We start from the raw sequence: 25,287 nt of genomic DNA, 5'->3' as shown, positions 1-25,287 counted from the left end.
TTTTCGCAGGCACACTATCCCTCCTTCGACCAATTAAATCGGTCGCTGGGTGAAAATTTCCACGGAGCAAAATTTGTTTCAATGTTTTGGTACATGTTGTTCCATGACGCTGGTGCACCAGATTCCTCCATAGAAACGTAACGTCTCAACTCTACAATAATTTCTAATGGATTAATCAGAACCGGACAAGCTTCCACGCACGCATTACAGCTGGTGCAAGCATTGATTTCTTCTTTTGTAATGTAATCGCCAAGTAATGACTTACCATCATTTAAGCCGGCACCACCTACAGCTATACTGTTGCCTACATCCTCCATCCGGTCGCGGGTATCCATCATAATTTTACGAGGCGATAATTTTTTGCCGGTAAGATTTGCAGGACATTCTGCTGTGCAACGACCACACTCTGTACATGAATAAGCAGCCATTAAACTATTCCAGCTTAAATCGTTTATGTCTTTTGCTCCAAAACGGCCGGGCTCAGCAGGAGTGGCCGGTGCGTCAGTACCAATACCCAACATTGATTTTACTTCATTGGTAACCACAGGCATGTTATTGATATGACCCTTGGCTTCCAACTTTCCATAATAAGTGTTAGGGAAAGCAAGAAAAATATGAAGGTGTTTGGAGTACGTTACATAAACAGCAAAGCCAAGAATACCAATAATATGGAACCACCACGCAAAACGCTCAACAAGAATTAATGTAGAAGTGCTCAGGTTTTCAAAAAGTGGAATGAGAAAAGAGCTAAAGAATAAATTTCCGGTTGCCACATAATGCTCATCACGACCTTGCAAAAGCTGGTCGGCCGCATTCATGCTAAGGATGGCCGTCATTAAAACAATCTCTGTAATCAAAATCAGATTGGCATCAAGGCGGGGCCACTTATTTAACTCAGCAGACTGAAACCGAGGGATGCTCATCACATTTCTTCGGAGCAGGAAAAACACACATGCCAACAAAACAGCTACTGCCAGAAATTCAAAAACATTCATGAGAACGCCATAGAAGGATCCCAGAAAAGGAGCAAACACACGATGCGTTCCCAACACACCATCAACCACAAATTCGAGTACTTCAAGGTTAATTACCAAAAAGCCAACATAGATGAAGAAATGCAGTAGAGCAGGTATTACTTTTTTAAACATTTTTTTCTGGCCAAAAGCTACCAACAGCATATTCTGGAGGCGCTCAGATGGCCTGTCCTTAATGTTGTTAGGTTTACCAAGCTTAATGTTATCGCGAATACGTAAAGTACGCTTACGGATTAAGAAGGCGGCAATGCCGAGTGTAATGACAAATGCAATTTGCTGAATCATACCACGAGGTTAAGCTTCAATCGTTATAATTCCAATTTTGTAAACAATTTAGAATGAGTTTTAGAAAGAAGCTTGTGAGATTGATAAAAGAAGAATATTTCTGATAGCATTTTTGGTCGGAAAGTAAATTTATCTACTTTTGTGCCCCGCTACCCGTTATTTGGGTGGTTTTAAGGTGATGTAGCTCAGTTGGTAGAGCAAAGGACTGAAAATCCTTGTGTCGGGGGTTCAATTCCCTCCATCACCACAAAAAAAGGTGTCTGAAAAGACACCTTTTTTGCTTTTAGGCCATCAGCCAATCTTTAACTAGAAAATCTTTTCTCAGCGATTAGCGCTTAAAAGACAACCCAACGCCAAAAGTCAGCATACCCTCAGAAAAGGCAAGTGTTGAATATCCAATGCTAAGGTTAAAGCCATTAAAATCAACCAGCATACCAAATTCAGCCTCAACAGAAGACTTGCTTACATCGGTGTATTTGATCAATTCATAGCCATAAGAAGTACCAGAAGAACCGATCTGTTCATATTCATACATATAGTTGGCATATCCGTAGCCAACACCAAAGTATCCATGAATGCTTGTGCCATCCAGGTTACCTCCCATATTAGCCATATAACCAACTAAGAATGATCCACGCCTATATTCATAGTTGCCTGTATAGTCCCAGATCCAAAAGTCATCATCTATCCCATCGGCATCGGTCATTTCATAGATGGAAACTTCACCAAAAGAATTACTCGAAAAGCGCCCCGTAAAATAAAGCGCTCCCTTGTCTGATAAAGTACCCATGCTAATACCGAGATCAGCAAAGGTGCCGGGCGCATAGCTGACAAAAAAGCGCGATGAGGTTGCACCACTACTACTGGCTGGTGAATAAGTATTTTGAGGCATCGCACTTAATACAGAAGTAGTATTTGTTTGAACTGGAGCTGTCTTTACTGGCTGCTCTGCTGTGTTAGCAGGAGCAGGTGTTTGAGTAGGACTTGTTATACCTGTTTGAGACGCACCAAAAACATCTTTGGTTCCATCTTCATAACGAATCATAAAAATGTCGGCCTTGGCAAGGGAGTATATAGGACCAGTAGTACCCTGATCAAATCTTCTATACCTTACTTTTAAATCTTCAACCTCCACAACCTTGGCACTGATTTCAGAGCCATCTTTTTTAATAATCAAGTCTTGTGCAATCGCTGCAGAAGAGATCATTAAAAATATTGAAACGAAATATAACCTTTTGAATGATTTCATATACATATCCGTTATTTGAAATGTTATTGACAGTAAGGGCAATTGGGTGTGCCCGGTTCTTTAAGACTATTATAAATGGAGCAGACACTTTGAACTTCAGTAGAGTTTAACGGTAAACCACTTAAGCAACGGTAAGCATAAGCAGTACCACAAAATGAATCAAGCTGTACATCGCTAACAGGACTTCTGTAACTACCGGAACATACCGCACTTCCTCCTCCTCCGTTTCCTCCATTTCCACTAGTTACAGGAGGTTCAGGAATATCCGGCTCGCACGTGCTGGCCATCAATGAGACCAATAGAATTAAGACAGAAATAAATCTTGGAATTTTTACTAAATATTTCATACCAACTATTTTCTGCAATGTATCCCGTAGACACTACGTTGCGCAATACCTAAACTTTGGTATTTTCATTGGTGAATAAAAACAAAAAAAGATGACACCGAATGGCACCATCTTTTTTTGTTTAACTTTTATACCACATCTCAGGTACCTTTCTTAAGATGTTTAAGGCGAATAACTTCCTCTTCTCTCAAATGTCTCCAATTACCTCTTGGCAAATCTTTTTTATCGAGACCTGCATAAATTGTTCTATCGAGTTTCATCACCTGGTATTCAAGAGATTCAAAAATTCTGCGAACTACTCTGTTCCATCCAATATGAATTTCAAGACCAACGGTTTTGCCATCGTCTGATACCATCGCGATGTCATCGACCATAGCACGACCCTCTTCCAACTGTACACCTTGTCCGATCTTTTCAAAATCTTGTCTTGCCAAAGGTCTGTCAAGTTCTACTTTGTAAATCTTCTTTACATTATAAGAAGGATGTGAAAGCTGTTCGGCTAATGCGCCATCATTGGTTAAAAGTAGAAGGCCCGTGGTGTTCCTGTCTAATCTGCCTACCGGATAAATTCTTTCCTTTATATGAGAAGCCACTAACTGCATTACTGTCATACGATCATCAGGATCGCGAGTGGTAGTTAGATAGCCCTTGGGTTTATTCATTAAAACATAAACATGCTTTTCGGCACGAAGCATTTTGCCTTCATGCTTAACAACATCACCAGGCTGAACCTGATAACCCATTTCTGTTATGGTTTTACCATTAACGGTAACCAAACCCATTTTAATAATTTCATCAGCTTCTCTGCGTGAACTTACACCACTGTTGGCGATGTAACGATTCAAGCGCATTTTCTCAGGCTTTTCTTCAACAGCATCTCCTCTGTCCTTGAAACCTCTGGATGAAATTGTTTTTCCTTCTGTAAAAGATTTGCGTGGTCTTCTTTCACCACGTTCATTTTTTACCTCACGACTCTCAAAAGGCTTCCTTTTACCGAAAGGTTTTCTTTCAGTGTCATCTCTATCGCGACTGTCCCTTGAATCATCATCTCTTCTTGCAGGTCTCTCATCTTCCTCCGCTCTTCGCTTGCGCGTAAATGGATTATCTGATCTTCCTGTAGGCTCTTCTCTCGAAAAAGTTCTACGAGCAGGTCTCTCTTCATCACTGCTTCTATCGCTACTATCCTCATCCCTTCTTACAGGACGCTCTGTCTCATCGGCATTACGTTTACGCGTAAAAGGATTGTCGGAGCGACCAGCAGTTTCATCTTTTGAAAAAGTTCTTCGAGCAGGTCTTTCACTATCATCACGTCTACTTCTGCCAGCACTACTTCTCCTTTCAGGATTTTCGTCTTTATCGAATTCGCGTTTGCGGGGAAAGGGATTATCGGTTTTGCCTCTAAATGGTTTTTCAGGGGAATCGCTACGTTGACGAAAAGAGGGACGTTCGCCATCTGGTCTTGATGTACGTCTGGGTCTTTCATCATCATCTCGTTTAAAGCCTTCAGGAAAACCTCTTCTTGGTTTTGCATCTGCATTAAAAGGTCTGCTACCTCCACGTTCAGGTCTTCCACCTGTTCTTTTTTTATCGAAAGATCTTTCACCTCTTCCTTCAGCGCGTGGTGCACTTCTGGTAGAAGAACCTCTTCTGGGTCTTTCTTCACGACTTTCTTCTCCTGAACGGGAAGAACGTCTTTTGTCGCTAGGTTTATCTGAAACTTTGCGCGGGGCAGATGTTCTCTCACTACGGGAGTTAGAAGAACTTCTTGAAGCGCTTTTTTTACTTGTGCCTTTAGAAGATCTGCGGCCTGCATCGCTTCCGCTTGTGCGCGGATCAGTACGCGATAATTTACGCTTGGCCATCTGTTTCTGTATTGTTGTTTATTGTTGTTTCTTTTGAGTCTGTGCTTTCTCCTATGGTGCTAATTACTTCCTGCGTGAAGTCTTTAGGAACAGGCATTTCAGTTAAATCGTTAATGCCGAAATACTCCATAAACTTTGTGGTTGTGCCATAAAGCATGGGGCGGCCTACACTTTCGCTTTTTCCTTTTATTTCAATAAGTCCCTTATCCATTAATTTCTGAACGGCATAATCACAGTTTACACCACGAATATTTTCCACTTCGGTTTTGGAAATAGGTTGCTTGTAAGCAATAATGGAAAGTGTTTCCATTGCTGCTGTGGAAAGACGCTTTTTCGACTGTTGTTTTAGCAAAATGCCGATGCTGGCTTGATAAGCTGGTTTGGTTAAAAACTGGTAGCCACCGGCAGCCTTATTGAGCTGGAAGGAAAACTCTTCAGCAGAAAATTTTTGTTCAATACGTTCAATTGCGCCTTTGATATCATCTTCGGGCACATCTGCTCCAAACATCTCTGAAAGGCAAGCATGTATATCAGCTACTTTTACTGGGTGAGGCGCACAGAAGATGAGTGCTTCGATATGGTTTTGTAGGAAATCCACGGTATTACTATTTTCCACAAAGGTACGTTTTTATTAAGTCTCTGTATAAAAGAAAAAACCCCGTAAACGGGGTCTTTATAGGATAGGTTTAGAAAATACAATTAGTCCTGTTGCTGCATTTTAGCCTCAATAGATTGAGTTGTATGCGGAACAGCCATTAAACGTTCTTTAGAAATAAGTTTACCTGTTACAGAACAAATGCCATAAGTGCCATTTTTAATGCGAACCAAGGCATTTTCAAGGTTGGTAACATACTTTTGCTGACGAGCAGCCAATTGGCTCATATTCTCTTTTTCAGCGGTTTCAGCGCCATCTTCCAAAACTTTGGTATTGCCGCCTGAGGTTGCATCGGTACCCTCGTCATTATTGCGGTTGAGGGTGTCTTTCAAAATTTTGTATTCGCTGCGTGCCTTATCAAGTTTTGTATTGATAAGTGTTTCAAATTCCTTCAATTCTTCTTCAGAATAACGTGTTCTGTTATCTGAGGCAGAGGAGGCAGCAGCATTGGCAGGGCGATGTGCCACAGGTCTTTGTTGCGTAACGTTAGGGAAAACAGTATGTGCAAGCGATGGCTTAGGAGCTGGTGGGGCACTAACCGGAGCTGCTTTTACTGGTTGAGTCGGTGTTTTTGCTGGTTTTACAGCTGCTTTTGGCGCTGGTTTAGCCACTTTTTTAGGTGCTACAGCTTTTTTAGCCGCTACTTTTTTCGCGGATTTAGCCGTTTTAGCTACTGGTTTGGTTGCCTTTTTAGGTGCAGCTTTTTTGGCTGCTTTTACAGGTTTCTTTGCTCCAGGCTTAGCTGTGGGTTTTTTAGCTGCTTTTTTAGGGCTCGCCTTTTTGGTTGACTTCGCCATATAATTCCGAGTGTTTGGTAAAAAGTTGCGCAAAATTACGCGTAGGCATCACAAAACAAAAAATAACTCAAAAAATATCCCGCTACTCCAAATTTCCTTTTTTTGAAAATACGCAGCTTAGAATAAAAATTGCTCTAATGAATAATGACAGAATTCTATTAGGACAATGTCTATTAAAGGTTCAAAGGAGCCCTGTTTCGTTAAAAATGGATTCTTGTGTAGCCTTTAAGAACTTGCTCTTTGTTAAAATTTGTGAAATCTAGTCGTCCGCAACGCAGATTCGCAACAAAAACTGTTTTGGGTTTCCATGATGGAAATCATGAAAACGGTTTAACAACTGCAGCAACCGAATTGAAATAAAAAGAGGCTGTATTGGCCTGGTGAACCCATTTGGATTTACCGAGATCCTTTACAGCCTCTTTTAAAAGCAGTTCAATAAATGATTAAGCAGGCTTCCACTTAATGGTACAACCAATTGCTTTTGTTTTGTCAGTGGGCACTGCCTTTCCGGCAATCAAAGCATCAACTGCTTCTTCAACATATTTTTTATCTGCGGCAGCGGCATCTTTAGTGTTGTTATCAATGGCGCCAATGTAGGCTACTTTGAAAGTGGCTCCTTCCTTTTTCAGCACATAGACATGTGGTGTATTGGTAGCACCATAGTTGTGGGCTACTTCTTGTGTCTCATCAAATAAATAAGGGAAAGTATAACCTTTGGTTTTTGCATACTTTACCATTTCTTCAAAAGAATCGCCAGGGGATACTTCGGGAGAGTTGGAGTTGATGGCTACAACTGGGAAAGTGCTTGAATACTTTTTAGCAAGCGCAATAATTCTGTCATTGTATTTTTGTGAGTAAGGGCAGGTATTGCAATCAAAAATTACAATGGCTCCCTTAGCACTTTTGAAATCGGCTAAAGAAATCATTTTACCATCAACATTTTTAAGTTTAAAGTCAGCAACGGTATCGCCAACGCCATACCCTGCCGGTTTAGCTGCAACAAAAAGAACAGCTACGAAAGCGGCTGCAATAAGTGATTTGAAGTACTTCATGGTTTTATTTATTTAGTTTGTTATTGTACAGATTCAATTAGTTTTTCGAGTTCGCCTTCTTTAAGCTCATGTTGTGTAAACACGCGCTTGCCGTTGGTCGGATTATAGATAAGTGTTGCAGGAATTGCACCTTCCCAGCTTTTTTCAACCTTATCAATCCAGCTGTTGTAATCAATATCATCAAGCAGCAACACTGCACTCTTCATATTTTTACGCGCAATAAAGGCATCAACCTTGTCGAGTTTATCGGCAAAATCCAGACTAACCAAGGTAACTTTTACGTTCGTATTATTTGTGTTCACCTGTTCAAACATGGGTAATTCTTTAACGCATGGACCGCACCAGGTGGCCCAGAAATTAATAACCTGAATTGGCCCGTCTTTCTTTTGCAGCATCGTTTCCAGCGCAGGAAACTTGATAACCTTGGTTTGTGCTAGAGAAAGGTTTGTGAATAAAAAAGATAAAAGGCTGAAAAGGAGTATACGTCTCATAAATAGGGAAAACGAAAATACGGTTTGTAAGTTTATCAATTTGGCAATCATTATGCCAACGAGCTACTTTTTGTGATAGAGTGTTATTTGTATACGATTAACGGGAAAATGATCCAAAAAAGAGAAGAAATAGTTTTCCACAATTTTTTGGAGTTATCCACACGACTCTTTTGAAAATGATTAACCATCTGAATTACAGTATTTTAAGTGCCTAAAATTAAATCTTGAGTTTGTGGACAACTCTAAAGCACTATTTTTTGGCCTTCCGGAGCGCCTGAGTTAAATTTCAGATTTTCAACGCAATACAAGCCATTTTTAGTCATGAACCAACGCATTCAACAACTTTTCAACATTGAGTTTCCCATCATTCAGGCGGGTATGATCTGGTGCAGTGGTTGGCGATTGGCCGCTGCAGTTAGCAATGCCGGAGGCTTGGGTATTATTGGGGCTGGCTCTATGCACCCCGAAACCCTCAAGGAGCATTTACAAAAATGTAAGGCTGCCACTACTAAGCCATTTGCTGTAAACGTGCCCATGCTTTACCCCGAAATGAAGGAAATTATAGACCTTATCATTCAGGAAAATGTAAAAATTGTTTTCACTTCTGCTGGTAACCCTGCCACCTGGACAAGCCATTTAAAAGCGCACGGAATTACAGTTGTACATGTAGTTAGCAGCGTGAAATTTGCCAAAAAAGCAGAATTGGCGGGTGTTGATGCTGTAGTGGCGGAAGGCTTTGAGGCAGGTGGGCATAATGGAAGGGAAGAAACCACAACCCTCGTTTTGATACCTATGGTGAGAGAAGCGATATCAATCCCATTGATTGCAGCGGGAGGTGTTGCTAATGGCCGAAGTATGTTAGCGGCTGAGGCCTTGGGGGCTGATGGAGTGCAAATTGGGAGCAGATTTGCCGCCTCGGCCGAATCCTCAGCCCATCAAAACTTTAAAAATAAAATTGTGGCTGCTGGTGAAGGAGAGACTTTGTTAACCATGAAAAAGTTAACCCCAGTTCGTTTATTAAGAAATAAGTTTTTTCAAGATGTAATTGAACTCGAGAAAAGAGGAGGAACAAGTCAGGAAATGGAGGCTTTGCTCGGCAAACGGAGAGCAAAGAAGGGCATGTTTGAAGGAGATATGGAGGAAGGAGAATTGGAAATCGGGCAGGTAGCAGCAAGTATTAACAAGATTCAACCCGCAGCAGAAATAGTAAGGGAGATTTGGGAAGAGTACCTGCAAGTGAAGAAAAGCTTATGCGGATGATTGAGCGGAGCTAAAGTGCTGCTTGGCTAGCCATACAATTGGGATACCGATAATAAAAATATGAACGATGATACCCACAATGACTGAACTGGTTTCAAAGGAAAGGGGAGGGGTATTGGAGAGTGGTATCGCAATAAAATTCATGATAAGCCAAATGCCACAGCCATAACCAGTGCCGGTTATTAAAACATTGTTGCGTAAATTTTTAAAGGTGGTGGCTACAACAAAGAAAAATGCAGTGAAAGACATGGCAATTAGAAAATGAAAGAATAAGCCAGCAGCCACCATTTCAGTATTTCCAGCAAAGGCCTTCATGCCAAATACGCCACTGGCCACAAATTTGAAAACCCGATCCGGGCTAACGCTCTTCATCAAAAAATTAGAGAGCACCGCTGCAATACCATCAGCGACTCCAATACATAAACCAGAAAATAAAATTGCTTTGACTAAAGATCTTGTTCTTAGGTAAGCGGAGATCATGTATAAAAATAATCAGATCAGGATGATGCTCGCTCACCTAAGCTGTGGTATTTATTCATTCCCTGGCAAAGGACGATCGCTTATGCATTTGATTTTTACAACCTCAGCAGCCATACAGGCTGTGACTATGTCGGGAATGATTTCGTAGTTAATCATAACCTGTTTGCCATCTACATATTCGAAATTGTAAAGAGGATCTTCAGTTACTTCTTTAGGAAGGGGAGGTGTGCCACAAAACATTATCCAATAAGGACTCAATTTTGTGCCATCATTCAATTCAAAAACCCAACCACATCCATCTAAACCACTCATATCACGAAGTGTAGCTGGAGTCAAACAAGTTGATGTGCCTACATTTTCTTCAGAACACCCACTAAGTATAAAGCTGATAGCGAGTATAGATACGAATGCTTTCATGTGTTTATTTTTTTCATTAGACACAAGTTATACTTCAGGAGTTGGAATGATGGCGAAATCTATTGCAAGTGAAGTTTAGGAATTTAAACCACACTTAGCACTAAACCTTTTAAATACTCCCCTTCCGGATGGAAAATGGAAACAGGGTGATCTGCGGGTTGGCATAGGTGACTCAAAACTTTTATATCACGGCCAGCCTGAATAGCGGCTGAAGTAACAGTATCATAGAAAAGTTTGCGATCAATAACCTGTGAGCATGAGAAGGTAAAAATAATGCCACCAGATTTAATCATCTTCATAGCTTCAGCATTCAGTCTTTGGTAACCCTTCATTGCCTGATGTTTTGCATCGCGGTGTTTCGCAAAGGCAGGTGGATCAAGAATAATTACATCGTATTGATCTTTTTTATCTTTTAAGAAATCAAAAGTATCCATCGCAAAGCATTCATGCTGTTGCGTATCGAACCCGTTTAGTTCAATATTTTTTCTAGTTAACTCAACAGCCTTTTCAGAAGAATCAACAGAATGAACTGTAGCAGCACCTGCATGTAAAGCATAAACAGAAAAGCCTCCTGTGTAACAAAAAGTATTGAGCACTTTTTTATTTCTGGAGAAATCGGCCAACAGTTTTCTGTTTTCACGCTGATCTAAAAAGAAGCCGGTCTTTTGCCCACTCTCCCAATCAATTAAAAATTTTTGATCATGCTCTTTCACTATATGAGGCACGCTGGTCATCCCGAATAAATATCCATCGCTTTTTTCATCGCGTATTTTTCCGGGCAGCGTTCCCTGACTTTTATAGTAAACTGCCTTCAATTTGTCTTTTAGTACTGCTTGCAAGCCCGCTGTAATCGCTTCCCGATCAGCATGCATTCCTGTAGAGTGGGCCTGTACAATCGCGACCCCATCATAATAATCAATAACAAGTCCTGTTAAACCATCGCCCTCACCATGTACAAGGCGAAAGCAGTTGGTATGCATGGAGGGTAGATAAGCGGACGCTCTGAGCGATAAAGCTTGAGCTAATTTTTTAGTGTAAAAAGATTCATCAGGGGTAACTGAATCGAAGGTAAGCATGCGCACAGCAATGCTCCCGTTTTGATAATGGCCGAAGCCAAGGGTTTTATTATTGGCATCCCTAACTTCTACCCAAACGCCATCGTTAACCAGGCCCTCCATTTTTTGAATGGCACCAGAAAACAGCCATGGGTGGAAACGCTGTAAAGAAATTTCTTTACCTTTTTTTAAAACTATTATACCGCTGATGATCATCCTGCAAATTACGCATACTAATGCCACACATTAAGTATTTAAGAACCCATTTGATTAATTAAACGTTGTAGCATTAATTAGAAGGCATGAAGGCGTTGGAAGGAATTTTTGACTTTCTCAAACTGACAAAATTTCATTTTTTGCTGACTTGCCTGATTTTTGAGGATAAATAGACATTAAAAAATCAGATAGAACTATGAAATGGTCATGTATATGATCCTCACAAATCACAAATAATTATATGGCCATTCCATGTGACATTAAACTAAAATTATAAACACATGAAACAATTTGCATCAATCTTTTTTGCCGCAGTGCTTGGCAGTGTATTTACGATAGCCGCTTACCGTTGGTTAGGTAACGATGATGTGAGTAAAACACAATATGTAAATGGCACACCCATTACAAAAGTAGCATACTCCTTTAATGAAAACGGAGAGGCAGTGCCACTAGATTTTACAACAACAGCAGAAAAAGTAACGAAGGCTGTGGTGCACATTCGCTCAACACAAAAACAAAGCACAAGAGAGAACCAACAGCCTTTTGATCCATTTCGAGAATTTTTCGGCACACCATCTCCACAAGGTCGCGGTAGTCAACCGAGTCAATCAACCGGTTCAGGTGTTATTATTAATGCAGATGGTTATATAGTGACCAACAATCACGTTGTTAAAGACGCTGACATAGTTGAAGTGACCCTAAATGACAATAGATCATTTAATGCAGAGGTAGTTGGCATAGATCCTGACACAGATTTGGCTGTGTTAAAAGTGAAAGAAACCAATCTTCCCTTTTTGGCTTTCGTAGATTCAGATCAGGCAAAGGTAGGGCAGTGGGTGTTGGCAGTTGGCAATCCTTTTAACTTGAACTCCACTGTAACTGCAGGAATTATTAGTGCCAAAGGAAGAAACATTGGCATTGTGAATCGCGAGGGGATTACAGAAAAAGGAAGCACAGCCATTGAATCGTTTATACAAACAGATGCTGCCATTAACCCTGGAAATAGCGGTGGAGCATTGGTGGATTTGAATGGTGGATTGTTAGGCATCAACACAGCGATTGCGAGTCCAACAGGTTCTTATTCTGGTTATGGTTTTGCTGTACCTTCTGGTATTGTGAGTAAAATTGTAGAAGACATTATAAAGTTTGGAGTAGTGCAACGTGGTTGGTTGGGTGTATCTGTGGCGAGTGTTAACAAGGATTTGGCAAAGCAGTACGACCTGGATATTATTGAAGGAGCTTATGTGTCTGGTTTTGCTGAAAAGAGTGCAGCAAAGGATGCGGGGATTAAAGAAGGTGACGTTGTAATTAAACTAGATAACACCTCAATTAAAAGCAGTACCGCTTTAACAGAGTACATTGGACTTAAACGTCCTGGTGACAAAGTAGAAGTTACGGTGAATAGAAGAGGGAAAGAGATGAAGTATACCGTAACCTTGATAGGGCGTAATGGTAACACAGAGATAATAAAACCCGAAGAACGAAGTAGCCTTGTTGCCTTAGGAATAGAGCTAGAAGAAATAGACACCAAGGTGTTGAAGCAACTAGATTTGGAAAATGGTGTAAGGGTAAAATCTTTGGGCAATGGTAAATTGGCTCGTTATACAGAAATGAGGGAGGGCTTCATCATTACCAGGGTGAACGATACCGAGGTTAAATCCGTTAAAGAATTTAACGAAGAATTAAAGAACAAAAAAGCAGGTGACCTCGTTATTTTAAGTGGGACTTACGATGACTTCCCTAGAGAATTTAACTACGCTTTCAGGATGTAAGTGATTAGTGTCATCAAAAGCATTCCAGTCAAACACTTGACTTTTAAGTTTTGATTCGTATTTTGGTTTAAAATTAACAAATTCGTTATTGTATTATATGAGGAAATTGTTCAAGAAGGGCGAACGTGTTCGCAACAAGGTAGACGGCAAAGTGATGGAAGTGTTAAGGTATATTAAGAACAACATCGTTGAAGTAAAGTGGTTTGATCTCGAATCAAAAGAGGTTAGAACCAATACTGTAAAAGAAGATAAGTTATCTAAGGCTGCATAAGCCGGTTTTCTTTTAAGATGGAAAGGCAGTGTTCCTGATTTACTCAGGAGTGTTGCCTTTTTATTTTTTTACGGAACCACAAGCCCTCTTTTGTGTTTACTTTGTAGATAAATTTACAGCTATCAAAAAGTTCGACATACCCGCTTATTACCGTTCTTCCATTACCGGCAAGATAAAAGAATCAAGACGTGTTAAAGATTTGCGTAAGCAAGACTTTACACCTACTATACTTGATTTTGGCAGCGTACAATTTATACTGGCACGTCATTTTGGTTTTTGTTATGGTGTAGAAAACGCCATTGAAATTTCTTACCGCGCTATCGAAGAAAATCCAGATAAAAAAGTCTACCTCCTTAGTCAGATGATTCACAACCAGGAAGTGAACAACGATCTGCAAAGCCGTGGTATAGAATTTATAATGGATACTGATGGATCACAGTTTATTCCTTGGGAGAAAATTAACGCAGATGATGTAGTGATTATTCCGGCTTTTGGTACCACCATTGAAATTGAAAATTTCTTATTGGATAAAGGTGTAGAAGTGCAAAAATATAACACTACTTGTCCTTTTGTAGAGAAGGTATGGAATAGAGCGGAGAAGCTGGGGAAGGAAAACCATACCGTTATCATACATGGAAAACCCAAACACGAAGAGACTCGGGCAACATTTTCTCACTCAGCCGCCAACGCAAAATCAGTAGTAGTGCGTGATATGGAGGAGGCGGTTCAGCTTGCAGCTTACGTAACCGGAAAGAAAAATGCTGTACAGTTTACCGAGGAATTTGCAGGTCGTTTTTCTGAAGGATTTGATGTAACAAAAGATTTAGAGCGTGTTGGCGTGGTGAATCAGACTACCATGCTTGCAACGGAGACCCAAGCCATTGCCGATTATTTTAGAAAGGTAATGATAGAGAAGTACGGAGAGGCCGATATTAAACAACACTTTGCTGACACGCGCGATACTTTGTGTTATGCAACTAACGACAACCAGGATTCAACATATCAATTACTAGAAACGGATGCAGACGTAGCGATAGTAGTAGGAGGTTACAATAGCTCGAATACTTCGCATATTGTTGAATTGTGTGAGCGAAAATTTCCAACCTATTTTATAAATTCAGAAAAGGAGATTAAATCAACTACAGAAATACATCACTATAACTATCCACAGAAAAAGAAAGAAGTGGCACAAGGCTTTCTGCCCGCTAAGCATCCCCTTAAAATTGTGTTAACGAGTGGTGCTTCTTGTCCTGATACATTGGTGGACAGAGTAATGCTACGTTTGCTTGAGTGCGTAGGCTCAGGCAAAACAATTGAAGAAGTTTTGGCGGAGTATTGAATTTAAAAATCGGTGAAGCTAACTACAAAGCAACAACACCGATTCTTAATAAATTATTCAGCTGATTTAGCGCGACCTTTCTTAGCGGCACCTTCAACTTTCTTACCATTGCGGTGCTCGCCCATGATGATAATGTCTTTAGTGGCCTGGTATTGACGAACGGCTTGCATCATCGCTTCTTCTGTGTCGCGGATGATGATTGTGCCAGTTTTAGCGCCTTTATTGCGAATTTCTATATAAAAACCGTCTTTTTTCTTCTTTGGTAAAATAGGGGGTCTTCCCATGATTCTTATTGTTTTTATGCAATGTTAAAACACATTTCTCTTGCATTTGGTGCAAAAGTGGCGCAAGATACTGAAAATGTGGTGTTTAACCTACAGTGCTTCGATTAAGACCTTTGACCAAATTTTTATTCGGTGAATTCAATAAAAAAGACAACAATTTTATAACAATGCACAGGAATTTGTAATAGAATTTCGAAGAAAGAAAAACCTAGATTCGTATTATTAATTGTGATGATCTAAACCTATGAAACAAAGCTACGCCATACTGATGCTCCTAATGATAATGGGATGCAGCAAGACCGAAAAAAGCAAAAAGTTAACTGAAGAAGTCACTCCATTTTTCGAGGCAACACAAAAACCTTTTTATCATGGTGTTGCTTCAGGCGATCCGCTACATGACCGCGTCATAATCTGGACAAGAGTTACGCCTGAAGATTCTCTAAATAGTGTAGTTGTGCAGTGGGAGATTGCAGAGGACCCCGCTTTTGTTTCAGTTTATAAATCAGATTCTATTACAACAACACCCGCCCGTGATTACACTGTTAAAGCAGATGTTGACGGACTTAAACCAGGAAGATTCTATTACTATCGCTTTAAAGCATTAGGAACAACATCTATGACCGGGCGAACAAAAACCGCTGCAGTACAAACTGACAGTGCTGCATTTGCTGTTGTAAGTTGCAGTAACTGGGAGTTTGGTTATTTCAATGCTTACCAAAAAATTGCTGAACGTGAACTGGATGCAGTCGTCCATTTAGGTGATTATATTTATGAATATCCTGTGGGTGGCTATGGCGATACAACGATAGGCCGTAAGCATTTACCTGCACATGAAATAGTAACACTACAAGATTATCGCACCCGCTACTCGCAATACCACTTAGACAAGGGATTGCAAAGAGCAAGGCGACAACATCCTTTCATTACCATTTGGGACGATCATGAAGTAGCGAATAATGTTTTTAAAGAAGGTGCACAGAATCATCAGGAAGATGAAGGCGAGTTTGCTGCCAGAAAAGCAGCTGCTACCCAAGCGTATTATGAGTGGTTGCCCATAAGAGAGGGTAAAAGCCATTACCGTTCATTCTCATTTGGGAATATTGCTGATCTGATTATGTTGGATGAAAGACTGGAAGGAAGAACTAAACCAGTTGACAGTTTAAGCGATCCGGCTTACAAGAGTGAAGCACAAAGCATGCTTGGTGCAGCACAATTGGATTGGTTTAAAACCACACTGGCACAATCCAAATCAACCTGGAAAATAATTGGCAACCAGGTTATATTTTCTGAAGTAGATCAATCGGGCCCATTCCCCTCTGCACCACGCAACCTTGATAGTTGGGATGGTTATCCTTACGAACAGAAACATATTGCCGATTACCTACAAGAGCAGGCATTGAAGAATGTCATTTTTATTACAGGAGATACACACGCCTCCTGGGCATTTGAAGTAGCGGATCTTAAAAAGTATAATCCAAAAACTGCTGCGGGCGCTTATGCTATTGAATTGGGTACACCAAGTATTTCCTCATCCAACTGGAATGAATACACGAGTGACGATACTGTAAAAATGGGTGAGCAAACTTTAATGAAGGCTAATCCGCATCTTAAATACGGTAACGCTCGCGATCATGGTTATTTGCTATTGTACACCAATGCTGATAAAGCAAAAGCCGAGTGGTGGTATGTTAGCACACTTCGTACACCTGAAGCAACTGAACAGCTAGGTAAAAGTATGGAGGTATTAAAAAACACAAACAGGTTACAATAAACAGCAGGGGCTTATTTTGTAAGCCCCTGCTTTTGTTTTTATCCATCGCATTTTTTAGCACAGGCTTCTGTTTCAACCGTTGTCTTTTCTACAGATGAAGGTGTAGTAAAATCTTCTTTGGCTTTCTCAGCCCATTCTTTTTTCACGCTTTCAAAATCTTTTAGGAATTCTTTATTCTTAAACAACATACTAACGAATTGTTGAGCCAACAAACGTGAACTTTCTGAATCACTCGGATAATGTACACCCAGTATTTCGCGCGAATGGGCCATATCATATGCATCTTTTAAAAACACATCGCTAAAATCTGGCGCCAAAGCACTGTAGATATAAGCGTTAATATATGAGTTAGCTGCATGACCACTCGGATACGCTGGCCAGTTGGTTTCCTCTAAGTTGTTAAGAGCAGGTTCTAAAATGTATGGGCGAATGCGGGCATATTTATATTTGAATGTCCAGATAAAGTAGCTGGCGTCTTGCCATACGGTGGCCATCAGTTTAGCAGTCATGGGCAGGTTTTGTGCATTAAACCAGGTACCTATTGAGCGGCCAATAAAGAATAAATTATCACGGTAGACTTTATAGTTAGCGTCTTCTGGTTTTGCTCGTGGATTAAAGTAAACATTGGCCATAAACAAGCTTGTCTTCACATCTAGTTCTGTGCGTTGTTGTTGCAAAGCCATCAAGTAATTGAGTTCTGCTTTTGTTTTTGCAGCGCTATTAGCTGGCATATCTGGCAGTATAAAATCTTTTTCGGTTATGGCTGTTAAATAATGAGGTTTCAGACTCAGCCTTTTTTCTGCAAGTGCTGCATCATAAATGAAATGAAGTGTGTCAATGGCGTGGTCACCACTTGCCTTACCTGAGAAGTTGTTGAGCTGTTTATAATGCCCCCTTGCGACATCATTATTTAATGAGGTTTGTCCAAAGACTAGTGAGTTAAAAACACTCAGCAGTAATGTTAAGAGTAAAAATTTTTTCATGTTTTTATCCTGATGACGGATCAAGAAGAAAAAGACGCAAGAAATAAAAGTGAGTTAGGCTGCGTCTTTTGATAACGTCCACGTCATTACTACAGGCAATAAAAGATTGCTACAAAAAATGTTTCACATTAAACTATACGAACATGAAAACACACTCAATTGATGGTGATGGTTGTGGTGGCGGAGGCTGCTGCTAAACCGAATTGTCAGGGCATCACTGATGTCCTGACAATTTTTAAATGATGCGATTTAACTCTTCTTGTAAAGTATGCGCAGCGTTGCAGCTGCAGTGTTCTCGATTTTCGCAAACAAGTATGTTGCCGTAAGCATCAGTTTCAATGCGGTAAAGTGTTTGCAATTTTCCCTTTAGCATTTGGCGTGCACGTTGTATCCTCGATTTGGCACCCGAGTAAGAAATATTCCAGCGCTTGGCTAATTCAGTTTGCGAAATATTTTGTTTCTCTGATAACTCAAGTGCTTCCTGATAAGGGGAAGGCAAGGTTTTAGCTAGTTCCATCAAGCATTGTTCAACGCATTCGTTAAAAATGTGCCTGTCGTCTGTCACCTCTACAAGCATACCTGTTTGCTCTTTTTTTCTAAGCCGGTAATGATCAATGATGGAATTTTTTGCAATGCGGTACATCCAGCCAATTAATTTTTCAGGGTTGCGCACCTGGTGTTGTTGCAATTGAATTTTTATGAAAATATCCTGCACAATATCTTCTGCATCTTGTTTGTCACGCACATGACTGAGTACATAGCGTTTAATTTTTTGATAAAGGTCGTGATGCAGGCTATTCATATACGATTGGTCGAATCTATCCGTTTAATAGACGAAGAAGGTTTGAAAAGACGCAAACATTCATGCAGTTTTACCTTATTAATCTACCCAATATGAAAAAAACGTTAGTATTGTATCTTTTGTTGCTTGTATCAGGCTTTTCTATGGCTCAGGTTGTAGGGAAACCTTTTCCAGCCATGGAGGCAGAGACAGTAGAGGACAAAAAAGTGAAACTGCCGGATGATGTAAAGGGCAAGTATACACTTTTAGGTTTGGCATACTCAAAAAAAGCAGAGGACGAATTGAACTCATGGTTTTCTCCTGTTTTTGAAAAATTTGTAAGAAAGAATACTGGTTCATTGTTTGATGGTATGGGCTACGATGTTAACGTTTACTTTGTCCCCATGTTTACAGGAGTTAACGCAGCAGCTACAGGAACCGCCAAAAAGAAGGCGCTGAAAAATATTGATCCACAAGTGTTGCCAAACATTCTGTTTTATAAGGGAGAGTTAAAACAATACAAAGAAGCACTAGATTTCGAAAAGAAAGACACTCCTTACTTTTTTGTACTTGACGAAGAAGGCAAAATTATATACGCAACCTCAGGTAAGTTTTCAACTAAGAAGTTGGATGAGGTGGAGAATGTGATTGAATGAGATGCCAATAAAAAGATTCAACATTCGCGAAGTATCTATAAACTTCGAATGTTGAATCTGAAATCTTATAATTCCAAAATTAAATTACTCCCTGTGCCTGCATAGCTCTTGCAACTTTTAAGAAGCCCGCAATATTAGCACCATGCATATAGTTGCCGGGCTTGCCATAGGCAGCTGCGGCAGCTAAACATGTTTCGTGAATATTTTTCATGATGTCAACCAATTTTGCGTCCACTTCCTGACGTGTCCAATTGGTACCCATAAAGTTTTGAGTCATTTCTAAACCCGAAGTAGCAACACCACCAGCATTACTGGCTTTGCCTGGAGCGTACATGATTCCATTATCAATTAACACATTTATCGCCTCGGGCGTAGTAGGCATGTTCGATCCTTCACCTAACAATTTTACACCGTTTTTAACAAGGTTGTTAGCATCTTTTTCATTGACTTCGTTTTGTGTTGCGCAAGGGAAAGCACAATCAGCTTTTATACTCCATAAAGGATTATGATCAGCTTTATCATCAATGTCTTTGTAAACAACATTTTTAAATTTCTCTGCATATTCTTTTATGCGTCCACGTTTGTTGTTTTTTAAATCCATCAAGAACGCGAGCTTTTCAACTGTAAAACCAGCTTCATCATAAACATAGCCGTTAGAATCAGAAGCAGTAACCACCTTTGCGCCAAGCTGAATTAGTTTTTCTATAGCATATTGCGCCACATTACCAGAGCCGGAAACAAGGCAAACTTTATTTTTGAGCGATTCTTTTTTTGTCTGCAACATATTTTCAGCAAAATAAACCAGGCCATAACCTGTAGCTTCTGGGCGAACTAAGCTACCGCCCCATCCAATTCCTTTTCCGGTTAATACACCAGTGAATTCATTTCTTATTTTTTTATAAGCGCCAAATAAATAACCAATTTCTCTTCCTCCCACACCAATATCACCGGCAGGTACATCTAAGCGATGGCCAATATGGCGCGCCAGTTCGCTCATAAATGCCTGGCAGAATTTCATGATTTCATTTTCACTTTTTCCTTTCGGATCGAAATCGCTACCTCCTTTACCACCGCCCATGGGAACACCGGTAAGTGCATTTTTAAAAATCTGTTCGAATGCTAAAAACTTAAGTACGCTTTGATTAACAGACGGATGAAAACGAAGACCACCTTTATAAGGGCCAATGGCGCTATTCATTTGCACACGGTAGCCGCGATTTATTTGTGTTTCTCCCTTATCATCTAACCAGGTAACACGAAAAGAGATAAGTCTTTCAGGCTCAGTTATTCTCTCAATGATTTTAAGTTTTCTCAGGTCAGCGTGTTTTTCTAGCGCTGGTAAAACGGAAAGTGCTACTTCCTCTACAGCTTGTAAAAATTCAGGTTCATGCGCATTGCGCAGTTTAACAAAATCTAATAGGTCGTTGGTTGCCATCGGGGTTCTATTTTAAGACAATATACTATAAGAATTAGCATTGCAAACGGTTGTTGTTTAGCTATTTTAATTAATTTAAGACTATGAATAACCGTCCTTGGCTTTCAAGTTATCCCGAGGGGATGCTTGCTGAAATCAATCCCGCAGATTACCCTACTTTATTAGACATGTTTGATGAATCTTTCCAAAAATACAAGGGAAGGCCCCTCTTCGAAAATATGGGTAAGATTATGACCTTTGATGAGCTTGATCGGCAATCAAAAGCTATTGCGGCCTACTTTCAGCACAAAACTGATTTGAAACCAGGCGACAGAATTGCTGTGCAGATGCCAAACTGTTTGCAATACCCTATCGTATTTATCGGAGCCTTGCGTGCAGGTTTAATTGTGGTCAATACAAATCCATTGTATACACCACGCGAAATGGAACATCAGTTTCGTGATAGTGGAGCAAAGGCAATAGTGATAGCAGCCAACTTTGCCTATAATCTGGAAAAAGTTTTTTCAAAGACTCAAATCAAAACAGTAATTATTACTGAGTTGGGAGATATGTTAGGTGGTTTAAAAAAACACCTTGTCAACTTTGTAGTAAAACGTATTAAGAAAATGGTTCCCCCTTATCAATTACCGGGGGCTTTATCCTTTAATAATGTTTTAGCAGAAGGTTTAACACTTTCATATACAGAAGTAAAAGGAAAGCCAGAGGATACGATTTTGCTTCAGTATACAGGGGGCACTACTGGCCTATCAAAGGGAGCAGAGTTATCGCATAGAAATTTGTCGGCTAATTTGATGCAAGGTGAAGCATTTTTAAAAATGTACTTCCCTAAAAATGCTACTGCGCTTGTGCCATTGCCCTTATACCATATTACTGCACTATATGGCACGCTTATTTTTATGAAGTTTGGTTTTAAATCTGTGTTGATTACAAATCCTAAAGACCTGCCGGGATTTATTAAAGAGTTGAAAAGACAACCATATAACATTATGATTGGCGTTAACACACTTTTCAATGCCTTACTCAATCATCCTAAAATTAAAGAAGTAGATTTTACGCCATTAAAAGCAACTATTGGTGGAGGTATGGCCATACAAGATGTAGTAAGTGAACGTTGGAAACAATTGACTGGACAGTTTATAACACAAGGCTATGGGTTGAGTGAGACATCGCCTATGTTAACCATTAATTTATTGGGAAGTGAAAGACCCAGTTGTATTGGTGTTCCCTTTCCCAGTACCGATATTATGATTGCTGATGATAATGGCAACCCACTCCCTGCTGGTGAACCAGGTGAGCTGTGCGCGAAAGGGCCACAAGTGTTTAAAGGGTATTGGCAGAAAGACAACAGTGAGGTGTTTTATAAAGGAGAATGGTTTAAAACAGGTGATGTAGCCATCATGGAACCTGATGGTTTCTTTAAAATAGTAGACCGTAAAAAGGATATGATTTTGGTTTCGGGATTTAACGTCTACCCAAATGAAATAGAAGCGATTGTAGCAACACACCCAAAAGTTTTGGAAGCAGCGGCCATTGGCGTACCGGATGAACATTCAACAGAAGCAGTGAAACTTTTTGTAATTAAAAAAGATGAATCGCTAACAGAAGATGAATTGAAAGCCTTTTGCAAAGAGCAGATGGTTAACTACAAACGGCCTAAGTATATAGAATTCAGAACGGAGTTGCCTAAGAGCAATGTTGGAAAGATTTTAAGGCGAGCACTACGTGATGGTACGCCTTCTTAAAGTTTGATCAACTGATTTAAATCATTTCGGACTTAGTTAGACTTTACTAGTTTCATTAATCTTTGTATCAGTCTTAAATACCTTGCTTCCAAGAAAATATGGATTCACACGAATCAGCTGTTATCTGTGCATATTGGTGTAACCTGAGGCAAAGGAATTTTTAGAACTTATACTGGATTCACATCCATAAAATCCAATGTTATGCTTAGCGATGAAAAACTTATTCGTGTGAAAGACCTGTTAGTCAAGCCTGAAACGAAGATCAAACTCAAAGATTTTGACACAAAGTACAAGGGTGAGGAGTTAAATAAAAAAGAAGCAGAAGCGCTGCTGGAAAAGGGGCGAAAACAATTATCAGAAACGCAAGACAAGCTTTATGCCCATAATCGCTTCAGTATCTTGATTATTTTTCAAGCAATGGATGCAGCAGGTAAAGATGGTGCCGTAAAACACATAATGTCTGGCTTTAATCCATTAGGGGTAAAGGTTTATAGTTTTAAAGCCCCCAATTCGCACGAGCTAGACCACGACTATTTTTGGCGACATCAATTAGCATTACCAGCAAGAGGAGAAATAGCCATACATAATAGATCACATTACGAAAATGTATTGGTAACGAAAGTGCATCCTGAGTATGTGTTGGCTGAAAACATCCCTGGCATTGATTCTATTGACGACATTGACAAAAAATTTTGGGAACAACGCTACAAGCAGATTAGACGTTTCGAAAAGAACCTTACCGATAATGGTATGATCATTCTTAAGTTCTTTCTGAATGTTTCAAAGAAGGAGCAGAAGAAACGTTTTTTGGAGCGCATAGACGACACAACCAAAAACTGGAAATTTTCATTAAGTGATTTAAAAGAAAGGGGCTTCTGGGATGATTACCAAAAGGCCTATGAAGAAGCCTTGAGTGCAACTTCTACAGAATATGCGCCATGGTTTGTAATACCAGCAGACGATAAGTGGTTTGCTCGCCTGAGTATTGCAGCTATTATTCACCGTCAGTTTGAAAAGCTTGAATTTAGCTATCCGACTGTGAGCGAAAAACAAAAAGAGGAATTGCAAAAGGCGAAGGCACATCTATTGGGAGAAAAAGATAAGTGATAATTACTCACTTATTACAATCGCCAAAGTAGTATTCTGAGCATTTACTGCTAATCTGGTAATGCCTTTCAATGGAAGTTTCAATCCTTTTATTGGTAATGGAATCCATTTTTCATTTTGTAGCATATATATTTTCTCGCCATCGCTGGAAAGCAAAGTACCCGCTGCAGTCCAGCAGATGTCTTCTTTGCCTGGCAAAGTAGTTGCAATTTTTTCGCTATCTAATTTATCTAAGTTTAATTTTCGGATCTCCCAGTTATCAGCACCAACTTTTGCAACATAGCTAATCGCTTCTTCAGAAGGAATACGATGTAAAGAACGACCAATGTTTTCAGCCAACACCATATCTTCTCTGGTAGGTAGTTCCAGATAATGAAGTGAGTTAGGAGCTCCATCTTTCCCCAAAACAAATAGTGCCAAGTGACTGTTGTCAGCCCAAACATGGTAACCAACAATCATATTATCAATAATTGCAATGGCTTCCCCTCCCTCTACCGGATATTTTCCTAAATCTTGCGCACCGTTATCACGTTGAATAATACATGAGAGATAATCTCCATCAGGAGTTAGGGTTGGTGAGTATTCGCGCTCTGGGGTTGTTGTAACATTTTTAGTTTCTTTTGTTTTCAGGTTATAGCTTTTAAGATCAGCTCGTCCACTTTCATCGAATGATGAAAAGTATAATACTTTTTCAGTTTTATGAAAGGATGGCTGGTTGTCGTAACCAATGCGGTTAGTAATGTTTCGTGGATTAGATAGGGTGATTTTGCCTTTCTTCTCTTTAAGATCTAAGATATAAATCTCAGAACCGGACTGTGCAAGGGATGTAAGGCAAAAAGACATTATAGTTAGAGTAGATAAAAGAATCTTCATGAATCAATTTAAGCATTCTTTATCGATCAGCCTTTATACATTTAAAATAAAAAGCCCCTGCACATTAAAGTTCAGGGACTTTTAAAGAAGGTTTTTATGTATGCTTATTGTGTTGGGCCGTTGTCGACTCTTGATTCAATGGCGCTTTGAATGTTAGATGGTAAGGCAGAAAATAAATTATACCCCATTCTTAATTCAATTGCATCGGTTGTAGTTCTGTAGGTTCCCCATGACGTACTGATGCTATTTGAATTCGGCATGTCAACAGCAATTATACGTGTTGAAGTGGTAACTCTCGAAACATCATTGGTGCCTTTAGGCATAACAAGTATTACTTTCCAAACGCGATTTGGCACAGTCACTTTTCCATTAGCAATTTTTGTTTTGTAACCGTTGCTACCTGTTCCTCCTGTTCCATAGCTGCCCATAATTACATATAATTCATTTCCTTGGTTAATTAGTGTTCTGCAATAGCTCTCTAATCTTGCCCATGTCTGTTGGTTATTAGTGGGCGCTTGTGGAATCATATTTGTCATAAAGAAGGTTGCAGAGTTATCGCTAACGGAGTAAGTGCGATCTGCTGAAGGGCAATTATGGCCTCTGTCAAAACCACTTCCTGAATAATCAGTATTGCTTACACGATACCAACCGCTAGGTAAAGAGGTGTCAGCGCGAAAATCATCTTGACGAGGGGCACTTCCCAACCATGTGTTATCTACATGCCAGCTTACCCAGTTTGGTGTACCTCTGTCGCGGTGGTACGACATAGCAAATTGGTATTTTGTAACCAGATAATTCCAATAGTTTGAACTGTTGGCAACGGCTCCACTCGGATTTCCCATCGTTAAATTCTCTCCAGAACTTCTTCCATTGGCAATGTCCTCTTGTGGAACATAAGCATCATCAGCTCTCGGGCTAAAGGGTTTAATCGATTCATCATCGGAACAGGAAATGACTGCAAAGAGCAGCACAAAAGCGAGCAGCAGCTTGCTAAAATTTTTCATAGTTTGGGGGTTAGGTTATGAACCGAAATTAGTGGCTTTCAATTGAATCACAGTTATCTCAAGATTATA

At 40.0% G+C, this 25,287-nt stretch carries 25 protein-coding genes and 1 tRNA gene; 9 read left to right on the top strand and 17 right to left on the bottom strand.

Features of this window, described 5'->3' with window-relative positions; translation table 11 throughout:
* Positions 1–14: 14 nt before the first annotated feature.
* Positions 15–1,319, bottom strand: a complete 1,305-nt coding sequence (locus SanaruYs_RS06110) for a 4Fe-4S dicluster domain-containing protein (RefSeq protein ID WP_127121640.1) — start codon at positions 1,317–1,319, stop codon at positions 15–17.
* Positions 1,320–1,493: 174 nt separating this feature from the next.
* Between SanaruYs_RS06110 and SanaruYs_RS06105 the strand changes: the two genes are divergently transcribed.
* Positions 1,494–1,566, top strand: a tRNA-Phe gene (locus tag SanaruYs_RS06105).
* An 81-nt stretch (positions 1,567–1,647) separates the two neighbouring features.
* Here SanaruYs_RS06105 and SanaruYs_RS06100 read toward each other — a convergent pair.
* From SanaruYs_RS06100 to SanaruYs_RS06070, 7 genes are all read right to left on the bottom strand, one after another.
* A complete protein-coding gene (locus SanaruYs_RS06100; RefSeq protein WP_127121639.1) occupies positions 1,648–2,568 on the bottom strand; it encodes a hypothetical protein in 921 nt (306 codons plus the stop codon).
* Positions 2,569–2,591: 23 nt separating this feature from the next.
* Positions 2,592–2,915 (bottom strand): hypothetical protein, encoded by a 324-nt coding sequence (locus SanaruYs_RS06095; protein WP_127121638.1) that lies wholly within the window; start codon positions 2,913–2,915, stop codon positions 2,592–2,594.
* A 140-nt stretch (positions 2,916–3,055) separates the two neighbouring features.
* A complete protein-coding gene (locus SanaruYs_RS06090) occupies positions 3,056–4,777 on the bottom strand; it encodes a pseudouridine synthase (RefSeq protein ID WP_127121637.1) in 1,722 nt (573 codons plus the stop codon).
* The gene (scpB, locus tag SanaruYs_RS06085; RefSeq protein ID WP_306307926.1) at positions 4,764–5,393 is read right to left on the bottom strand and encodes an SMC-Scp complex subunit ScpB; all 630 of its coding nucleotides are present in this window, start codon (positions 5,391–5,393) and stop codon (positions 4,764–4,766) included. The genes SanaruYs_RS06090 and scpB overlap by 14 nt, the downstream gene beginning before the upstream one ends.
* Positions 5,394–5,476: 83 nt before the next feature.
* Entirely contained in the window at positions 5,477–5,899 is a 423-nt protein-coding gene (locus tag SanaruYs_RS06080; protein WP_127121985.1) for a TraR/DksA family transcriptional regulator, read from the bottom strand.
* A gap of 773 nt (positions 5,900–6,672) precedes the next feature.
* A complete protein-coding gene (locus tag SanaruYs_RS06075; RefSeq protein ID WP_127121636.1) occupies positions 6,673–7,281 on the bottom strand; it encodes a thioredoxin family protein in 609 nt (202 codons plus the stop codon).
* A 20-nt stretch (positions 7,282–7,301) separates the two neighbouring features.
* The gene (locus SanaruYs_RS06070) at positions 7,302–7,772 is read right to left on the bottom strand and encodes a TlpA family protein disulfide reductase (protein ID WP_246011858.1); all 471 of its coding nucleotides are present in this window, start codon (positions 7,770–7,772) and stop codon (positions 7,302–7,304) included.
* 321 nt (positions 7,773–8,093) lie between these two features.
* On the opposite strand from SanaruYs_RS06070, the gene SanaruYs_RS06065 reads away from it, so the two are divergent.
* Positions 8,094–9,032, top strand: a complete 939-nt coding sequence (locus tag SanaruYs_RS06065; protein WP_127121634.1) for an NAD(P)H-dependent flavin oxidoreductase — start codon at positions 8,094–8,096, stop codon at positions 9,030–9,032.
* Here the strand turns inward: SanaruYs_RS06065 and SanaruYs_RS06060 are convergent.
* From SanaruYs_RS06060 to SanaruYs_RS06050, 3 genes are all read right to left on the bottom strand, one after another.
* Positions 9,021–9,512 carry a hypothetical protein gene (locus SanaruYs_RS06060; protein ID WP_127121633.1) on the bottom strand — a complete coding sequence of 164 codons (492 nt, stop codon included), beginning with the start codon at positions 9,510–9,512 and terminating at the stop codon, positions 9,021–9,023. The genes SanaruYs_RS06065 and SanaruYs_RS06060 overlap by 12 nt on opposite strands.
* A gap of 51 nt (positions 9,513–9,563) precedes the next feature.
* Positions 9,564–9,929, bottom strand: a complete 366-nt coding sequence (locus SanaruYs_RS06055; RefSeq protein ID WP_127121632.1) for a hypothetical protein — start codon at positions 9,927–9,929, stop codon at positions 9,564–9,566.
* Positions 9,930–10,012: 83 nt separating this feature from the next.
* Positions 10,013–11,227, bottom strand: a complete 1,215-nt coding sequence (locus SanaruYs_RS06050; RefSeq protein WP_306307925.1) for a class I SAM-dependent rRNA methyltransferase — start codon at positions 11,225–11,227, stop codon at positions 10,013–10,015.
* A gap of 254 nt (positions 11,228–11,481) precedes the next feature.
* Here SanaruYs_RS06050 and SanaruYs_RS06045 point away from each other — a divergent pair, with 254 nt between their 5' ends.
* The 3 genes from SanaruYs_RS06045 to SanaruYs_RS06040 all read left to right on the top strand — a co-directional run bounded on the left by SanaruYs_RS06045 (position 11,482) and on the right by SanaruYs_RS06040 (position 14,582).
* Positions 11,482–12,972, top strand: coding sequence for a Do family serine endopeptidase (locus SanaruYs_RS06045; protein WP_127121631.1), 1,491 nt, complete (start codon positions 11,482–11,484; stop codon positions 12,970–12,972).
* A gap of 97 nt (positions 12,973–13,069) precedes the next feature.
* Entirely contained in the window at positions 13,070–13,243 is a 174-nt protein-coding gene (locus SanaruYs_RS20075; protein ID WP_160118596.1) for a hypothetical protein, read from the top strand.
* Positions 13,244–13,364: 121 nt separating this feature from the next.
* Entirely contained in the window at positions 13,365–14,582 is a 1,218-nt protein-coding gene (locus SanaruYs_RS06040; RefSeq protein ID WP_127121983.1) for a 4-hydroxy-3-methylbut-2-enyl diphosphate reductase, read from the top strand.
* 53 nt (positions 14,583–14,635) lie between these two features.
* Here the strand turns inward: SanaruYs_RS06040 and SanaruYs_RS06035 are convergent, their stop codons facing one another.
* Positions 14,636–14,866, bottom strand: a complete 231-nt coding sequence (locus SanaruYs_RS06035; RefSeq protein ID WP_127121630.1) for a hypothetical protein — start codon at positions 14,864–14,866, stop codon at positions 14,636–14,638.
* A gap of 244 nt (positions 14,867–15,110) precedes the next feature.
* Here SanaruYs_RS06035 and SanaruYs_RS06030 point away from each other — a divergent pair, with 244 nt between their 5' ends.
* Positions 15,111–16,637, top strand: coding sequence for an alkaline phosphatase D family protein (locus SanaruYs_RS06030; RefSeq protein ID WP_127121629.1), 1,527 nt, complete (start codon positions 15,111–15,113; stop codon positions 16,635–16,637).
* Positions 16,638–16,675: 38 nt separating this feature from the next.
* Here SanaruYs_RS06030 and SanaruYs_RS06025 read toward each other — a convergent pair whose 3' ends face one another.
* Positions 16,676–17,620, bottom strand: a complete 945-nt coding sequence (locus SanaruYs_RS06025; RefSeq protein WP_127121628.1) for a phosphatase PAP2 family protein — start codon at positions 17,618–17,620, stop codon at positions 16,676–16,678.
* 235 nt (positions 17,621–17,855) lie between these two features.
* A complete protein-coding gene (locus SanaruYs_RS06020) occupies positions 17,856–18,422 on the bottom strand; it encodes a sigma-70 family RNA polymerase sigma factor (RefSeq protein WP_127121627.1) in 567 nt (188 codons plus the stop codon).
* A gap of 92 nt (positions 18,423–18,514) precedes the next feature.
* Here SanaruYs_RS06020 and SanaruYs_RS06015 point away from each other — a divergent pair, with 92 nt between their 5' ends.
* Positions 18,515–19,057: a TlpA family protein disulfide reductase gene (locus tag SanaruYs_RS06015; RefSeq protein WP_127121626.1), complete on the top strand. Its 543-nt coding sequence runs from the start codon at positions 18,515–18,517 to the stop codon at positions 19,055–19,057.
* Positions 19,058–19,136: 79 nt separating this feature from the next.
* Here the strand turns inward: SanaruYs_RS06015 and gdhA are convergent, their stop codons facing one another.
* On the bottom strand, positions 19,137–20,492 hold the full coding sequence (gdhA, locus tag SanaruYs_RS06010; protein ID WP_127121625.1) for an NADP-specific glutamate dehydrogenase: 1,356 nt from the start codon (positions 20,490–20,492) through the stop codon (positions 19,137–19,139).
* Positions 20,493–20,575: 83 nt separating this feature from the next.
* Between gdhA and SanaruYs_RS06005 the strand changes: the two genes are divergently transcribed.
* Entirely contained in the window at positions 20,576–22,234 is a 1,659-nt protein-coding gene (locus tag SanaruYs_RS06005) for an AMP-binding protein (protein WP_127121624.1), read from the top strand.
* 201 nt (positions 22,235–22,435) lie between these two features.
* Positions 22,436–23,341, top strand: a complete 906-nt coding sequence (locus tag SanaruYs_RS06000; protein WP_127121623.1) for a polyphosphate kinase 2 family protein — start codon at positions 22,436–22,438, stop codon at positions 23,339–23,341.
* 3 nt (positions 23,342–23,344) lie between these two features.
* Here SanaruYs_RS06000 and SanaruYs_RS05995 read toward each other — a convergent pair whose 3' ends face one another.
* Together SanaruYs_RS05995 and SanaruYs_RS05990 are read right to left on the bottom strand one after the other, a co-directional pair.
* The gene (locus tag SanaruYs_RS05995) at positions 23,345–24,214 is read right to left on the bottom strand and encodes a TolB family protein (protein WP_127121622.1); all 870 of its coding nucleotides are present in this window, start codon (positions 24,212–24,214) and stop codon (positions 23,345–23,347) included.
* 104 nt (positions 24,215–24,318) lie between these two features.
* Positions 24,319–25,218, bottom strand: a complete 900-nt coding sequence (locus SanaruYs_RS05990; protein WP_127121621.1) for a DNA/RNA non-specific endonuclease — start codon at positions 25,216–25,218, stop codon at positions 24,319–24,321.
* Positions 25,219–25,287 lie beyond the last annotated feature (69 nt).

This window comes from Chryseotalea sanaruensis (genome assembly GCF_003990915.1).
GTDB lineage: Bacteria > Bacteroidota > Bacteroidia > Cytophagales > Cyclobacteriaceae > Chryseotalea > Chryseotalea sanaruensis.
This window is presented reverse-complemented; position numbering and strand designations above follow the sequence as displayed.